The following is a 17,123-nucleotide window of genomic DNA, read 5'->3' as shown; positions in this document are numbered from 1 at the left end:
ATGGAACTGCTGACTTACACCTTCTTTCAGAACGCCATCATAGGCTCGCTCCTTGCCAGCATCCTCTGCGGCATCGTGGGCACCTATATCGTGACGCGGCGGCTGGTCTTCATCAGCGGCGGCATCACCCATGCCTCCTTTGGCGGCATCGGGCTGGGGGTGTATTTCGGTATCAATCCTGTAGTCTCTGCCATGGCCTTTGCCGTGGCCAGCGCCTTGGGCGTGCAGTGGCTGTCGCACCGCGGCGACGTGCGCGAAGACTCCACCATCGCCTTTTTCTGGACCCTGGGCATGAGCGTGGGCATCATCTGCTGCTTTCTTTCGCCCGAGTTCATGCCCGACCTCAACTCCTACCTCTTCGGCAGTCTGCTCACCATAGGCCATGGCGACCTGGTGCTGCTCGGCGGGCTCACGCTGATAGTGGCGGCACTCACGGTGATGTTCTTCCGCAGCATCGTGAGCGTGGCGTTCGACCCCATCTTCGCCCGCGCCCAGCAGTTGCCCGTCGACATGATAGAATATACGCTGATGGCGGTGATAGCCATGACCATCGTGGCCACCCTGCGCATGGTGGGCATCGTGCTTGCCATCAGTCTGCTCACCATCCCCCAGATGACCGCCAACATCTTCACCTACAGCTACAAGCGCATGATAGCGCTGAGCATCGTCATCGGCTGGATAGACTGCATGACGGGACTGGCACTCTCCTACTGGCTCAACGTGCCCTCGGGAGCCACCATCATCTTTGTAGGCATCATCGTCTACGCCCTGGCACGCACCGCCAAGACGCTGATGGGCCGCCGGCGACTGCGTGGCGCCATGGCGCTGACAGCGGTGGCGGTGGTGGCACTCAGCTCGTGCTCTACGCAGAAGAACACCTCGTCGTCGAGGTTCTGGCATGCCTTCAACGCGCGCTACAACACCTACTACAACGGTGCGATGGCATACATAGACGGCGCGCTCGAAAAGGAAGAGGGCAACCGCGACAACTATACCGAACTGATACCCCTCTACACCGTCAGCAACAAGAATAGCAAGGAGCTGGGCAAGAGCAACTTTGAGCGTGCGGTGACCAAGGCCGAGAAAGCCATACACCAGCACAGCATCAAGCGGCGCCCCGTGTGGGACAAGCAGCGGCGCAAGACCGAGCGCGACATCGAGTGGCTCAGCCGTCGCGAGTATAACCCCTTCCTCTGGAAAGCCTGGATGCTCATGGGGCGCTCGCAGTTTCACATGGGCCAGTTTGACGAAGCCGCCTCTACCTTCTCCTACATGAGCCGCCTCTACGCCACCCAGCCCGCCATCTATGGCAAGGCCCGCGCCTGGCTCGCCAAATGCTATGTGCAGGAGGGCTGGCTCTACGACGCCGAAGACGTGATACGCAACATGGCGCGCGACTCCATGGACTGGCGCGCCGTCAAGGAGTGGGACTACACCTATGCCGACTACTACATACACACGGCCGACTATCAGCGCGCCATCCCCTATCTGCGCCGCGTGATACGCCACGAGATGCGCCGCAAGCAGCGAGCCCGCGAGTGGTATCTGCTGGGGCAGCTCTATGCCGCCGTGGGCAAGCCCGACTCTGCCTACCACGCCTTCCGCCGCGTGGTGCGCCTCAACCCGCCCTACCAGTTGGAGTTCAACGCCCGCATCGCCCAGACCGAGGTAATGGCCAAGGGCCAGTCGCGCCGCATGATAAGCCGTCTGCGCCGTATGGCTGCATCGGACAACAACAAGGAATATCTCGACCAGGTATACTATGCCATCGGCAACATCTATCTGGCCGACCGCGACACCGCCCATGCTATCGGAGCCTATGAGAAGGGCGCCAAGGAGTCGGTGCGCAACGGTATAGAGAAGGGCGTGCTGCTGCTGAGTCTGGGCAACCTCTACTGGCAGAAGGAGAAGTTTGGCGACGCCCGCCGCTGCTATGGCGAGGCGATAGGTCTGCTGGACCAGGACCGCCCCGACTACCGCCAGCTCTCCGACCGCTCCAAGATACTCGACGAGCTGGTGCCCCACACCGACGCCGTGGAGCTGCAGGACTCGCTCCAGTCGCTCGCCCGCATGAGCGAGAAAGACCGCAACGCCGCCATAGACCGCGTCATCGACGCACTCAAGAAGAAGGAACGCGAAGAGCGTCGCGCCCAGCAGGAAGCCGACGCCATGCAGCAGCAGAACGAGAACATGGACCGCGACGATATGGGCAACAACCGCAACAACCCCCCGTCGAGACCCAACAACACCGCCACGACAGGCAACGGCCAGTGGTACTTCTACAACCCCATCGCCGTGAGCCAGGGCAAGGCCACCTTCCAGAAGTTGTGGGGCAAGCGAGAGAATGTGGACAACTGGCAGCGCGTCAACAAGACCGTGGTGGCTGGCATGGGGCAGCAGGACGAGCTCACCGACGAGCAGCGCGACTCCATAGCCCGCGAGGAAGCGCTGCAAGACTCGCTAGCATCGACCACCGACAGTCTGCAGAACGACCCGCACAAGCGCGAGTACTACCTCGCCCAGATACCCTTCACTCCCGAGCAGGTGGAGCAGAGCAACGCCCTGATTATGGACGGCCTCTTCCATGCCGGCGTGATATTCAAGGACAAGCTCGACAACCTCAGGCTGAGCGAGAAATACCTGACGCGTCTGGCCAACCAGTATGAGAGCAACGCCAACATGGACGAGGTCTATTACCACCTCTTCCTGCTCTATATGCGCAGCCACCGCGGCGAGACGGCGCGCCACTATCTCGACCTGATGCGCCAGCACTATGCCGAGAGCCAGTGGACCACCATCCTCACCGACCCCTACTTTGAAGCCAACGCCCGCGAGGGCACCCATCTCGAAGACTCGCTCTACGCCGCCACCTACACCGCCTTCAAGGACGACAGGATGGACGACGTGATGCGCAATCTCAAGGTGTCGGAGCAGCGCTTCCCCATGGGCGACAACCGCGACAAGTTCCTCTTTGTGGGTGCACTGACCAAGCTCAACATGGGCCAGCCCGACAGCTGTCTGGCAGACCTCAAGCGCGTGGTCGAGCAATATCCGCAGAGCGAGATAAGCACGCTGGCGGGCATGATAATCAACGGCGTCAACGCGGGTCGCCAGCTGCGTGGCGGCAAGTTTGACATCGGCGACGTGTGGAGCCGCCGCTCGGCACTGCTCGACAGCGAGGGTGGAGACTCGATACCCACGTTTACCAACGAGCGCGACATCGACTTCAAGTTTGTCATCGTCTACCAGCCCGACTCCATCAATGCCAACCAACTGCTGTATGAGCTGGCGCGCTATAACTTCACCAACTACCTGGTGCGCAACTTTGAGATAGGAGTCAACGACGCCCACGGCCTCTGCCACATGGAGGTGAGCGGTTTCCGCAACTACGACGAAGCCCTGCAATATGCGCGGCAGCTCTACGCCCAGCACATTCTGCAACGCCATGCCGGACTGCGCACGATGATAATCAGCGAGGCCAACCTCGAGCTCATCGGCCATCCCTACAGCTACGACGACTATGCGCAGTACTACGACAAGCACTTCGTGCCGCTCAAGGTGAGCACCTTCCGTCTGCTGGCCGAGCCCGCCGAGATAGTGACCCGCCAGGGCGATGAGCCTTCGGTAGAGGATATCGACAATGCCCTGGGCGAGGGTATGGTGATAGACGAGGGCGAGCAGAGGCCTCAACAGCAGGGTGGTACCTACGTACTGCCCGACGAGGGCAAGGAGGGCGCAGCCACCTCGGGCACCATCATCAGCGAGTCGCAGACTGAGGAAACGACCAAGGCAGGCGGAACCATCGTCAGCGCGCCGCAGACCGAGGAAACGCCAAAGGCAAACGGCACCATCGTCAGCGCGCCACAGACTGAGGAAGCGCCCAAGGCCAACGGCACCATCGTCGCGCTGCCCGAAGAGACTCAGAAGGCCAAGGCTGCCAAGCCTGCCACAAAGACCGCCACCCCAGCCGTCAAGCCAGCGGCTACGACAGCCAAGCCGACGGCTCCTGCCACCAAGCCAGCGGCAAAGCCCGCTACGCCCAAGCCCGTAAGCAAGACAGGCTTCTACTTCGGCGACAAAGTCACCAAGGCGCCTGCCGACACCACCAAGACCAAGAAGCCCAAGGCTGCGGCAAAGAAGAAAAAGTTTGACCTCGAAGACGAATACTACGACTTGGAGGGATTTTAACCCATTAACAGAGACAACAATTATGACAAACGGATTATTACTATGGGTCGATGACGAGATAGAACTGCTGCGTGCCCACATCTTGTTTCTTGAGAAGAAAGGCTACGAGGTGGTTACCGTAACCAATGGTACCGATGCCATAGAACAGTGTGCGCAGCGCACCTTCGACCTGGTGCTTCTCGACGAAATGATGCCCGGCCTCACCGGTCTCGAGACACTGCAACGCATCAAGGAGATCAACCCGGCGACTCCCGTGGTGATGGTGACCAAGAGCGAGGAAGAAGACATCATGGACCAGGCTATCGGCTCAAAGATAGCCGACTATCTCATCAAGCCCGTCAACCCCCACCAGATACTCCTCACCCTCAAAAAGAACATACATCGGCGCGAGATAGAGACCGAGGTGACACAGAGCGGTTACCAGCAGAACTACCAGAACCTGATGATGCAGATTATGGACTGCCAGACGCTCGAAGACTGGCAGAACATCTACCGCAAGCTCACCCACTGGGAGCTGGAGCTGAGTAGCACCGACAGCAATATGACCGAGATGCTGCAGATGCAGAAGGAGGAAGCCAATATAGGTTTTGCCAAGTATATACGCAAGAACTATCTGGACTGGGTGAAGCCCGGCAACAGCAACCGTCCGCTGATGAGCAACGACATCATGAGCCGTCGCATCTTCCCCATGCTCGACAGCGGCGAGAAGGTGTTTCTCGTGGTCATCGACAACTTCCGCTACGACCAGTGGCGCATGCTGGCTCAGGAAATCAGCGACCTCTTCGAGATAGACGAAGACATGTATACCAGCATCCTGCCCACAGCCACCCAGTATGCACGCAACGCCATCTTCAGCGGACTCATGCCGACGCAGATAGCACAGATGTTTCCCGAGTTGTGGGTCGATGAAGACGAGGAAGAGGGCAAGAACCTCAACGAGGCGCCGCTCATCCAGACCCAGATAGACCGCTACCGCCGCCACGACACCTTCAGCTATCACAAAATCAACGACAGCGCTGCAGCAGAGAAGTTCCTGGGGCGCCTCAACGAGTATACGGGCAACGACCTCAACGTGGTGGTAATCAACTTTATCGACATGCTCTCGCACGCCCGCACCGAGTCTAAGATGATACGCGAGCTGGCCAACGACGAGTCTGCCTACCGCAACCTCACCCTCGGGTGGTTCCGCCACTCGGTCATCGCCGACCTCTTCAAGGCACTCGCCTCTACTGGATACCGCGTGGTGGTGACCACCGACCACGGCTCCATACGCTGCACCAACCCCATCAAGATAGTAGGCGACCGCAACACCAACACCAATCTGCGCTACAAGTTGGGCAAGAACCTCAGCTACAACGCCAAGGACGTGTTTGTCATTCGCGACCCCAAGCAGGCCCAGCTGCCTATGCCCAATCTGAGCACCAGCTATGTGTTTGCCACCGGCGACAGCTTCTTCGCCTACCCCAACAACTACAATTACTACGTGTCTTATTACAAGAACACGTTCCAGCACGGCGGCATCTCGATGGAAGAGATGCTCATCCCCCTCATCACACTGAAACCCAAGAAAAGATAAAAAGATATGACACAGATCAGAATAGAGTCGCTCGACGCCATACGCGCAGCGGCACAGCAGTTTGTCAACAGCATCGGCGAAGCCCGCGTCATCGCATTCTATGGCGGCATGGGCGCCGGCAAGACCACCTTCATCAAGGCATTGTGCCAGGAACTGGGCGTAGACGACGTCATCACCTCGCCCACCTTCGCCCTCGTCAATGAATACACCGACGGGCATGGCGACCCCATCTACCACTTTGACTTCTACCGCATCCGCCGCATCGAGGAAGTCTATGACATGGGCTACGAAGACTACTTCTACAGCGGCAACCTCTGTCTCCTGGAGTGGCCCGAACTGATAGAAGACATCCTGCCCGATGACACCGTGCGCGTAAAAATCAGCGTCGATGCCGACGGCAGCCGCCTGCTGGAGTTTTAGCTCCACCTTATTTATATATACAGCGAGCCGGATATGCGACAATCGTCAGCATACCCGGCTCGTTGTTTTCGGTCTGTACAGGCTGTTAATCCCCAATAAGCACGTGGGATTAGAGCAGTGCCTTGAACTTCTCTTCGATTACCGCCTTCTTGGCTGCGCCCACGAAGCGGTCTACCAGTTCGCCACCCTTGAAGAAGAGGATGGTAGGTATATTGCGCACGCCATAGTCGGTAGCGATGTCATCGTATTCCTCGATGTCACACTTGCCCACAACAAGACGGCCGTCGTACTCTTCGGCCAACTCAGATACAATGGGAGCCAGCGCGCGGCAAGGTCCGCACCATGTAGCCCACAAATCCACTACCAATGGCAGTTCGCCATTCAGATAGTCCTTAAAATTCTCGTTAGTGATTGTTACTTCCATCTTGATTATTATAAATTCTTCTGCAAAGATAGTGCAAACCGAGCGCAATACAAAATAAATTATATTTATTTTTATTGCCGAGGTGCAGCCTATCTTCACGGCTATGCCGTAAAGTAACGCAAACCGAGCGCAATACAAAATAAATCATATTTATTTTTATTGGCGAAGTGCAGCCTATCTTCACGGCAATGCCGTAAAGTAACGCAAACCGAGCGCAATACATAAGAAAGCATGCTTCTCTGTGGCGTTTCAGGTGTTGGGTGGCATCATTGCCTAACAAAAATGAACGATTTCCGTCAGAAAAGTTTGGCGCTTAGTTTTTTTACTGTATCTTTGCCATGATAAATAACTAAGCCTGTGTCTACAGGCATCCCCCAATCACCGCAGAGAACAACAAGAAAGCAATAATGGCGTTCGACACAGAAATAAAAGAATACGAGGCGGCAAGGCAGCAATACCAGACCTCGATTATCAATCAAATGAATAGAGAAGAGTACATCAAATACAACGAGGTGCTCTTTTCCACTCATTCGTGCGCCATTGAAGGCAACTCTTTCTCCGTAGATGACACCCGAGAGCTGAAGGAGAAAGGATTGGGAATGATTCCTGCGGGAAAGACGCTTTTCGAGGCATTCGAAATGCTTGACCACTTCGAGGCATTCGAGTATATGATGCAAAATACGCAGCATCCTATCGACGAAGAACTGCTCAAGGAAATCAACAGGCGAGTTACCCGTCACACGCTTTCTTATCACGCTCCCGAAGCCGTCGCGGGAGAATACACCACTACGGATATGACGGCTGGCGACACGGTCTTCGGCAACCATAAAGAACTCATCGCAAGAGTGCCAAAGCTATTGGAATCGACAGAGGAAACCATCGTCGCCGCTAATGTACACCCCATGATACTTGCTGCCCGTTTCCATGGTTTCTACGAATATCTCCATCCGTTCCGCGATGGCAATGGGAGAACCGGGCGTCTGGTCAGCAACTACATACTGTTGCGCATGGGGCATCCCCTCCTTATCATCCCGTCAGAGAATCGCAAGGAATACATTGCTGCGCTCCGCATGATTCGTACAGAAGCGACCGATGAACATCTCATTCGTTTCTTTTTCAAGATGGCGACACAGAGGATGGAAGAAGAATTGAAGCAGAAAGAAGCAAACACCAAACGCTTTACGACATTTCTCTTCTAAAACAGCCTGAACGAAGACACGTTGAGGTTTCTACATTGACCGACAAGAAAAGAGTCGGAGTCGAAACCGAATAACATAAATGAAAAAAGCTACGGAAGATGTGTCCGGTTATGACAAATTATTATTACTTTTGTAGATACTATTAGGAATCAACAACTAAAAATAGAATCTATGAAGAAGACTATCGTAGCAATGGCAGCCATGCTCGTCGCAATGGGCATGAGCGCACAGCAGAACATCTCGTATCGTGAGGGCGACATCGTTTCGCCACAGGTAAACGACGACCACACCGTAACCTTCCGCGTGAAAGCGCCCAAGGCCAAGAGTGTGAAGATATTGGCCGACTGGGAGCAGAACAACGGCCAGGCTACAATGAAGAAAGGCAAGGATGGAGTATGGGAGTATACCACTCCGCAGCTCGCATCCGAAATGTTCACCTATCGCTTTGACATCGACGGAGTGCTGGGCATCGACCCTGTAAATCCGTTTACGCGCCGCGATGTGGGCAACATATTCAGCATCTTCTATGTAGGTGGCGGCGCTGCCGACGAATATCTGGTAAAGGATGTGGACCATGGTCAGGTGCGCACGGTATGGTATCACTCCAACACGGCCAACGCCGACCGCCGTATGAATGTGTATCTGCCTGCCGGATATGGCAAGACCGACAAGAAATATCCTGTATTCTATCTTCTCCATGGCAGTGGTGGCGACGAGACAGCATGGCTCGACTTGGGCCACATGGCGCGCATCATGGACAACCTCATTGCCGAAGGTAAGTGTGTGCCGATGATTGTCGTCATGCCCAACGGCAACTTCGGCAAGCAGGCTGCTGCCGGCGAGACGGCAGAGAATCTCGCGTTCAGACCCGTATCGACCCACCTCTTGCCACACTACAAGGACGGACTCTTCGAACTGGCGTTCCCTGAAATCGTAAACTATGTAGATGCCACATTCAACACCATCCCCGACAAGGCACATCGCGCCATTGCCGGACTGTCAATGGGTGGTATGCACACGCTTATGATTACAGCCAACTATCCCGACATGTTCAATTACATCGGCCTCTACTCCGCCGGCGTCGACTTCTCCCATCTTAATATGGAGGAGGTTCCAGCCTATGCCAACCTCGATGCCAAGCTCACCAAGCTGGCACAAGGCAACCCCAAACTCTACTGGATTGCATGCGGCAACGAAGACTGGCTGCTGCCAGCGAACAAGCGGCTCATGGAGCGCATGGACAAAGACGGACTGAAGTACACATTCCACGAGAGTCCGCGCGGCCACCTCTGGTGCAACTGGCGCCAGTACTCGCTCCTGTTCATCCCCCAGCTGTTCAAGTAAAGCATAACGACATCCCCCAGAGAACCATAAAGATACAGCCAGCAATGGCTGTATCTTTGTTTTTTTATTATTGCTGTCCGCTAAACTTGATGGACCAGAAAAAGACTGGGCAAAAATGGTTCAGGAGGCTATACCACCCGGATCCAAAGTCTGTCTGATTAGAGAGGAGCTTACTTTTTGAAAAAACAAGCCCGGAGTCCCAGATTGGAGGACTTCGGGCGGAGTAATTGTGCTATTTTTAGTTTAGAGGGCAGCAATAATTATCAATATGCTTAAGCAAGAAGGAAGATCCTGAAACGCGACAAGGAGCATGATGATTGCCATCTCGTCCGATTGCCAAGTTCCTTTCTAAAAAGGCTTATAAATGACTTCCGAAATTGCGGTTAATAGTTTGATTAGTTACTACCGATGATTCAGATTTAGCCAATCGTTTGAGTTTTGGATTATGTCTAAACTCAAACGATTACACATACTATATAACAACTTAGAGAATTATTCTTCTTTGTTGAACATCATGAATGAAAGCAGCAATGCCATCACTTCCAATGTGGTTTTTGTGTATCACTCTATGACAGTTCGGACATACAGGCAATAAGTTTTCTAATGCACTATCCACCAACTGTTCAAATGTATCTCCTTGATACTGGAAAATAGGTCTCTTATGGTGGATTTCTATACAATCCTTGCCATAAACATCACCATAATATTTGGGGAAATTAAAACCACAACAATCACAAGAGATGATATTGTTACGGGTAAAATGTTCAATCGCTATCTTTCTTAAATGTGAAGACCTTTCTCGCGTCTGAACATTTCTTGTAACAACTCTTCCTTCTGATACAATTTCCTCTATAGGCAGCACGCGCCTATTGCCACTTGAGGCAATGCTTTCAATTGCAGTTTTTACATCTTCGTAGTTGAAATCTTCTTCGAACAAGTAAGATAATGCCTCACTATGAGCGCCGAGATACTCCTTTCCAACAGAAGTGATACAAAAACCACCAGGTACATTAGTTGCATAATTATCACGTTGAAATGTATCATGGCTTTTCAAGTTTCTAACTTTCTGAGAGAAGTAAGTATCTGATCTGCCTGATAATATTTCTGCATCAACACCGGTTGGGTGCAACACTTCGGTCAACCCAGAGATTAAATCACTTGTGGAGACAAAACCATTTACTGATTTTGACATCAAGTATAAAGCTGGCAAAACCAACTGACTTTCCGTTATACGTTTCATACTATCAATAATTTGTTATGAGAAGATGCGTAACTTTCTTGTCGTTTCTATTCATGAAGCTAACAAGATATTCCTTATCGAATGTTCGAATATTTATACCTTTTTTACTGTACAATTCATATATAAAATCGGTATTCTTAATAATCATCATCCACTTGGCTTTGCACTCATTTATCATGAAATTTGCGAGTCTTTCTTGGTCTGCCTTTGTGAATGTATTTTGAGCATAGGTACTGAATTCACTATCGTAAGGAGGATCAAGAAAAACAAAATCATTTTCGTTTGGCTGAACTTCTCTTAGGAATGCTTCAAAATCTAAATTGTAGATATGAGCATTCTCAAAATGATCCTGCAAAAGTCTTGATCGATAATAATTGAGTTTCTTTTTCATCATTTTGCTATTATAGGCTATACCTCCATACGGAACATTGAATTTGCCATTCCTACTATATCTAAACATGCCACTATATGCATAGTTGCGCATGAAAAAGAACAATGCACTATACATATGCGGATTATCTCCGCCAATACTTTTGTCGTTGTACAAGTTGCGATAATTCATATATAGCGCACTCTTGATAGCCGTTTCGATGTTGTCGTTTAAGTCTTTAAGAGGCAAATCCTGCTTTTGCAATTCAAGTTCGCACATGCGCACCATCTTGCGAAATAGGTTTGTTTCAAGTTCCTTGCACATAATACATTGTACTCCACGAAAAGCATTATCTAAAATACTTTCAATTTCATCCTTCTTTCTTGTAATAAAATTTACAATGTATTTTTTAAGGCCTTCCTTGTCTAATTCCCCACTCTTGAAGTTTAAGTAAACATCAACTAGCTTTTTGTTGTTATGGAAAAAATTCTCTGCATTGTTCCATGACGCATCCATAGCTTCTACATATCTGTAAAAATCCTTGTCATTTTCAGATATGTATCGGTAAAGTTGAACCAATTCTTCAGAGAAATCATTAATGAAATACTCTTTTGCATTGATTCCCATGAACACGGATCCTCCTCCTACAAAAGGTTCAAAATATCTTTCAAACTGTGGCAGATTAGGAATAATATACTTCAATTCTTTCTCCTTACCGCCAGGCCACTTAATTATAGGAGATAAGCTCGTTTTCCTATCTATAAACACAGATTGCGTTGTAGATGCTTTGGCTTTGAAAAAACTATCAAGCATAAAAAGCGAAGTATGTACCCCGACTGATGGTTCGTGTACCATGTATGAATCCTCTTCTAAAGAGTAATCCGTGGTGTTTAATTTACTGCCCTTATTGAATGCCATATTTATTCGTTTCTTTGCTGCTTCAAAATATTCATTATTTAATTCAACTCCAATAAAACGCCTTTTCAGTTCTATTGCGGCTACTCCTGTTGATCCCACTCCCATAAACGGGTCAAATACTATATCATTCTCGTTTGTTGCCACCTCTATCATTTTTTTTAATATGGCAAGAGGCTTTTGCGCTGGATGTTTTGGGTTGCTTAGGCGTTCTGGACGCATACATATCGGACTTTCTATGAAGTTATGCATCTCTCTCTGCGATAGGAAATTCCATGTGTGTTTTTTATTCCAGCATACAAATATCATTTCACAACTATTCAGAAAGCCAACCTTAAAAATTTTGGGAGCAGGGTTGGTTTTATGCCAAATCATGAAATTTGTTGTATCAAACTTTTGATCAAGACAATTGTACCAACGTCCAAGTTGATTATATGAAGTGAATATGAACAAATTTCCTGTAGGCTTTAATATACGAATGAATTCATCAGCCCATTCTTCTGGATTGAAATCTACCATATCCCAATCAGCAACATCATTATTCATAGCCGAACGGCCTGGCAATGGTATATTGCCAGTTGAATGTTGACCGAGATTATATGGAGGGTCGGTCAAAATGAAGTCGATAGAATTATCAGGAATACGTTTTATTACATTCTTACTGTCTGCACATAAAACGCACTTCTGCCAATCGGGGTCTTTCATTGTCCTTATTCTTCGTTAAGTAATTATCTATTTGATTAAACTTGAACACAAAGTTATGTAAAAGCAACGAGAATAGCGAATAATTGTCCGTTTTCTATTAATATTTAGTAATTAAACCTGATACCACTCTCCATTAATTAGCGATATTTGCCTTTAGACTTGCAATATTTTCTCTTTTACATCCCATTAATCTATTCCATACATTTCCCTGAATCGAAAATTGTCCTTTAATTACCATGTTATATATGCAGCCTCACACTAACCTTTGAAGATTTAACGATTATCTTGTCCCCCAATTTGCTTCTCACAACAGCAACATTCCACGTTATTGTGGTATATTGGCACATTGCATGCCATCAGCAGATTATCAAGAAGAAGATTAAGATAATTGTTGGCACTTATACTCTTGGCGGCGTGCTGATTGACTTGGGGTATGCCGCAAAAATAACCCCAAATGGTGTATATTCTGCTAAATCTATCAAAAAAACACATATTTAGCTGAATAAAGCGCATTACCAATTATTAATCATATTTTTAAGTTTTACGAGAATGAAATCCTTTTTAGAGCCTCATAAGCCTGGCACACAAAATAAAGGCCCACAGCATGAGTAAACTCAATAAGCTGTAACCATATTAGGCACGAATTTTCCATCTCTACCAGTTGGCGGAATTAATTTAAGTTGACAAATATGAGTAAAAAGTTGTACATGTCGCTGATTTTTAGTAACTTAGTGGTGATCAAAACATTAAGTTCAAATCATCGTATGTACAACCTTTATACAAAATTCGTCAAAATACTTGAGATATGCAAGCAATTCTCTGAAAATCTCGTCAATGAATCTGGTAATGTTCCACGTCGTGGTCCTGTTCCCAAGTTTTCAGATTTGGAAGTGGTGGCGCTATCCCTGACGGCAGAGACCGAGAGCATTGATAGCGAGAAGTGGTTGTTCGACTATAAATTGCAAGAACACAAGGACAGTATTCCCAATCTCATATCAAGGAGACAGTTCAATGACCGCAGGAAGAAAACGTCAGGCCTGTGTGAGGAACTGCGCAAGAGGATTGCCATGGAAATGGATGGCGGAGAGGAACAATTCTTTGTTGACTCCAAGCCGATAGAGGTTTGTAGGGTTGCAAGAGGAAAACGTTGCAAGATGGGGCGTGCCGGCAATTTCTCGCAAGCTCCCGACTTCGGCTTCTGTGCTTCGCAGAACACGTATTATTTTGGTTATAAGTTACACGCTCTCTGTGGGTTAAGTGGAGTTATCCATTCCTATGATCTGTCAAAGGCAAGTGTGGCTGACCTCCATTATATGAAGGATGTAAAACATACTTATCACGACTGTAGCATCTATGGTGACAAAGGGTATATTGGAGCTGACGTACAGCTTGACTTGTTTGAAACCGCACACATAAGACTGGAGTGTCCATATCGGCTCAACCAAAAGGATTGGAAACCGACATTCATTCCGTTTGCAAAGGCAAGAAAGAGGATTGAGACAACATTCTCACAACTTACAGACCAGTTCCTGGTCATCAGGAACTACGCGAAAATAACGAATGGATTGTTTGCCAGAATCATTGGCAAAATTAGTGCACTTACCATTCTGCAATACGTAAACTTCATTAACAACAAGCCAATTGGCAGAATTAAGTATGCACTAAATTAATTCCGCCAACAGGTAATGCCAATAAACTGAAGAGTATTTTCATAAGCAACAATTCTTTTTTATTTACTTCAACTCAAAGGTTGCCATAAGCAGCACCTTATTGCCATCTATGTTTTCTTCATAGAAGAAGCGATAGACGCCAGGATTGTTTGGAAGAATATCGGGAAAAAGATGGGCCGTGATGGTGCCGCTTTGACCATCGCTTAAAACATGACCGATGGCCGTGAACGAGCAATCGGTGGGCACAACAAACCAATTGCCATCCGCTCCTTGGGCCGTGATGCTATAGGCATCGCCATACACAAATTCTTCGCCACTATGGTTGGTAATCGTGAATCTGATCTCCGTGGTGCCCAATGGATAGGAAGGCTTCTCCGCCTTGAGGAAGATGCCTTGGTAGGTGCTCACGCCTTCCCTGTTGTCGATGATAGGGTCCAACTTGCCCTCAAACCTGATGGCGGGCGAGTTGTAAATCAGCCTACGAAACTCCTGCTGCTTCTCCTTCGTGTTCCAACGGAGCGCAACATCAATGGAGTTGGATCCCATTCCAAATCCAACAACATTTCGCAAGGCCGGGGTCTTGTCTTCCGACAGGAACTTCCGCTCAAGTATCCGCATAATGGCGTTCAGTTCCCTATGCGAATATTTACGCGCCGAAGCCTTGCGATAGGTTCTCTTCTTGCTCTTGACAACTCTCTTTTTGCTAATGGTCGCTACCTTCTTTTGTTGAGCGGCAAATGACTGTTTGCAAGCAGCAAAAGCTGTTTGCATTGAAAGGAACATTGTCAATCCTAATATTATTGCATTGAGGAGTTTTGGCTTCAATCTCATAGTTATCAGCAATTAATAATTTAACATGTAGAGAGATATGAACTCTTATAGTATATTTCTTTTCGTATCAGGAAACATATTCAAGTATCAATGTTTCAGTTGCAAAAATACTAAAACATGGCGTATATTCAGCTAAATCTATCAAAAATTTACACATTTAGCTGAATAAAGCGCATTTCCAGGAGAAGTTTGCATAACCACCCTACTCGAATTTAGCAATTACACTGACTTTGAAACTCCGCTACTCCTTAAGCGGCGGCGATGTAAACCGGGAGCGGCGATGGCGGCAATATTGGTGGGGCGCAGCCTATTTCTCTTGCCTTTAGTTGGCTGAGTGGCGGAAAAGTGTTACATTTGCAGACAGTTATGGCAGAACACAACGACTTAGGCAAATGGGGAGAAGAGGTGGCGGCATGCTACCTGGAGAACCATGGATATATCATCAAGGACCGCGACTGGCGACTGGGCAAGCGCGATCTGGACATCGTGGCCATTACCGAGGCGCAGGACCTGCTGGTCATCGTCGAGGTGAAGACGCGCTCGGAGGGCTTGACGATAGACCCTATCCTGGCCGTCGACGAGACCAAGATGCGCAATCTCGCCATTGCCGCCAATGCCTATGTCAAGCAGATGGGCATTGACGCCGATGTGAGGTTTGACATCATCACCGTGGTGGGCATGGACTCGCGCCACTGCGACGTGATACACACTGAGGATGCCTTCAACCCATTGCTGCTGAGTAGATGAGTGATATGAGAGTGATAAGACTGGACACCGTCGATTCGACCAATACCTATCTGCACGCCTATCGGGGCGATGAGGATGTGGTGGTGGTCACAGCACGCCACCAGACCGCCGGACGCGGACAGGGAGGCAACCGATGGGAGGACGCTGAGGGACAGAACCTGCTCTTCTCGATACAGATACGTCCCGTGGAGGTGGCGATAGGCCACCAGTTTGTGCTGGCTATGGCCGAAGCGCTGGCCCTGAAGCGGGCGCTCGATGCCTATGCCGACGGCATGGAGCTGAAGTGGCCCAACGACATCTACCACCGCGACCGCAAGCTCAGCGGAACGCTCATCGAGACGGCGGTAAGCGGCGGCCGACTGAAGCGCATGATACTGGGCACGGGCATCAACGTAAACCAGCGACGCTTCACCAGCGACGTGCCCAACCCCGTGTCACTCAGCCAGATTACGGGCAGCGACGAGAGCATAGACCATCTGCTCGAGCGCATCCTCCAAGCCTTTGGCGACTACTACCGACGGGTGCTGGAGGGCGACTATGCCGGCATAAGCCGCGAGTATCACGAGGCGCTCTACCGCCGCAAGGGTTTCTACCGCTATCGCGACGCCGACGGCGAATTTGACGCCGAGTTGGTGGGCGTGGCCTACGACGGCAGGCTCAGTCTGCGCGACAGCGAGGGCCGACAGCGCAGCTATGCGTTCAAGGAAGTGGAATTTATCATCTGAAAATACAAATAAGACTATGGCAAGATTTAAGAGAATCCTCCTCAAACTCTCGGGCGAGAGCTTGATGGGCAATCAGAATTATGGTATCGACCCTGAGCGACTGGGTGACTATGCCCGCCAAATCAAGGAGATACACGAGATGGGTGTGCAGATAGGTATCGTCATCGGCGGTGGCAACATCTTCCGCGGACTGAGCGGCAGCCAGAAGGGCTTCGACCGCGTCAAGGGCGACCAGATGGGCATGTGTGCCACGGTAATCAACTCGCTGGCGCTGAGTTCGGCTCTCGAGGCCGAGGGCGTAAAGACCAAGGTGCTCACCGCCATACGCATGGAGCCCATCGGCGAGTTCTACAGCAAGTGGAAGGCCATCGAGGCTATGGAAGACGGCCGCGTGTGCATCTTCTCGGGCGGCACGGGCAGCCCCTACTTCACCACCGACACCGGCTCGTCGCTGCGAGGCATAGAGATTGAGGCCGATGTGATGCTCAAGGGCACCCGCGTAGACGGCATCTACACCGCCGACCCCGAGAAGGACCCCACTGCCACCAAGTTTCACGACATCACCTTCGACGAGATTTATACCCGCAACCTGCGCGTGATGGACCTCACCGCCACCACGATGTGCAAGGAGAACAATCTGCCTATCTATGTATTCAACATGGATGTGGTGGGCAACCTCAAGCGCGTGATGGACGGCGAAGAGATAGGCACACTGGTTCACAACTGATAACACCCTTACTACAGATACGAGAAATGGTTCGATAGAGCT

At 50.1% G+C, this 17,123-nt stretch carries 13 protein-coding genes; 9 read left to right on the top strand and 4 right to left on the bottom strand.

Annotated features, from left to right (window positions below; all coding sequences use genetic code 11):
• From CIK87_RS01185 to tsaE, 3 genes are read left to right on the top strand one after another with little or no spacing between them, the layout of a single operon-like run.
• A complete protein-coding gene (locus CIK87_RS01185) occupies nt 1–4,188 on the top strand; it encodes a metal ABC transporter permease (protein WP_094384769.1) in 4,188 nt (1,395 codons plus the stop codon).
• Between the two features lie 22 nt (nt 4,189–4,210).
• Nucleotides 4,211–5,764, top strand: coding sequence for a bifunctional response regulator/alkaline phosphatase family protein (locus tag CIK87_RS01180; protein ID WP_094384767.1), 1,554 nt, complete (start codon nt 4,211–4,213; stop codon nt 5,762–5,764).
• A 6-nt stretch (nt 5,765–5,770) separates the two neighbouring features.
• On the top strand, nt 5,771–6,184 hold the full coding sequence (gene tsaE / locus CIK87_RS01175) for a tRNA (adenosine(37)-N6)-threonylcarbamoyltransferase complex ATPase subunit type 1 TsaE (protein WP_022311753.1): 414 nt from the start codon (nt 5,771–5,773) through the stop codon (nt 6,182–6,184).
• A 109-nt stretch (nt 6,185–6,293) separates the two neighbouring features.
• Here the strand turns inward: tsaE and trxA are convergent, their stop codons facing one another.
• Nucleotides 6,294–6,608: a thioredoxin gene (trxA, locus tag CIK87_RS01170; RefSeq protein ID WP_094384765.1), complete on the bottom strand. Its 315-nt coding sequence runs from the start codon at nt 6,606–6,608 to the stop codon at nt 6,294–6,296.
• A 407-nt stretch (nt 6,609–7,015) separates the two neighbouring features.
• Here trxA and CIK87_RS01165 point away from each other — a divergent pair, with 407 nt between their 5' ends.
• Nucleotides 7,016–7,807 (top strand): Fic family protein, encoded by a 792-nt coding sequence (locus tag CIK87_RS01165; protein ID WP_094384763.1) that lies wholly within the window; start codon nt 7,016–7,018, stop codon nt 7,805–7,807.
• Between the two features lie 171 nt (nt 7,808–7,978).
• Complete coding sequence (locus CIK87_RS01160; protein WP_094384760.1) at nt 7,979–9,151, top strand: esterase; 1,173 nt, start codon at nt 7,979–7,981, stop codon at nt 9,149–9,151.
• Between the two features lie 484 nt (nt 9,152–9,635).
• On the opposite strand, the gene CIK87_RS01155 is transcribed toward CIK87_RS01160, so the two are convergent.
• Both CIK87_RS01155 and CIK87_RS14525 read right to left on the bottom strand, forming a co-directional pair.
• Nucleotides 9,636–10,391, bottom strand: a complete 756-nt coding sequence (locus CIK87_RS01155; RefSeq protein WP_094384758.1) for an HNH endonuclease — start codon at nt 10,389–10,391, stop codon at nt 9,636–9,638.
• Between the two features lie 4 nt (nt 10,392–10,395).
• Nucleotides 10,396–12,381: a DNA methyltransferase gene (locus CIK87_RS14525; RefSeq protein WP_216822751.1), complete on the bottom strand. Its 1,986-nt coding sequence runs from the start codon at nt 12,379–12,381 to the stop codon at nt 10,396–10,398.
• Nucleotides 12,382–13,070: 689 nt separating this feature from the next.
• Here CIK87_RS14525 and CIK87_RS01140 point away from each other — a divergent pair.
• Nucleotides 13,071–14,051 (top strand): IS982-like element IS1187 family transposase, encoded by a 981-nt coding sequence (locus CIK87_RS01140; RefSeq protein ID WP_094384755.1) that lies wholly within the window; start codon nt 13,071–13,073, stop codon nt 14,049–14,051.
• 63 nt (nt 14,052–14,114) lie between these two features.
• Here CIK87_RS01140 and CIK87_RS01135 read toward each other — a convergent pair whose 3' ends face one another.
• Complete coding sequence (locus CIK87_RS01135) at nt 14,115–14,882, bottom strand: immunoglobulin-like domain-containing protein (RefSeq protein WP_094384753.1); 768 nt, start codon at nt 14,880–14,882, stop codon at nt 14,115–14,117.
• Nucleotides 14,883–15,248: 366 nt separating this feature from the next.
• Here CIK87_RS01135 and CIK87_RS01130 point away from each other — a divergent pair, with 366 nt between their 5' ends.
• Genes CIK87_RS01130 through pyrH form a run of 3 tightly spaced genes read left to right on the top strand, consistent with a single transcriptional unit; the run spans nt 15,249 to nt 17,081 of the window.
• Nucleotides 15,249–15,629, top strand: coding sequence for a YraN family protein (locus CIK87_RS01130; protein WP_022309539.1), 381 nt, complete (start codon nt 15,249–15,251; stop codon nt 15,627–15,629).
• A gap of 5 nt (nt 15,630–15,634) precedes the next feature.
• Nucleotides 15,635–16,354: a biotin--[acetyl-CoA-carboxylase] ligase gene (locus CIK87_RS01125; protein WP_254046486.1), complete on the top strand. Its 720-nt coding sequence runs from the start codon at nt 15,635–15,637 to the stop codon at nt 16,352–16,354.
• A 16-nt stretch (nt 16,355–16,370) separates the two neighbouring features.
• Nucleotides 16,371–17,081: a UMP kinase gene (gene pyrH, locus CIK87_RS01120; RefSeq protein ID WP_022309541.1), complete on the top strand. Its 711-nt coding sequence runs from the start codon at nt 16,371–16,373 to the stop codon at nt 17,079–17,081.
• Nucleotides 17,082–17,123 lie beyond the last annotated feature (42 nt).

The organism is Prevotella sp. P5-64 (assembly GCF_002251285.1).
Taxonomy (GTDB): domain Bacteria; phylum Bacteroidota; class Bacteroidia; order Bacteroidales; family Bacteroidaceae; genus Prevotella.
The sequence above is the reverse complement of the archived record's forward strand: the minus strand, read 5'-3'. Positions and strand labels throughout refer to the sequence as shown.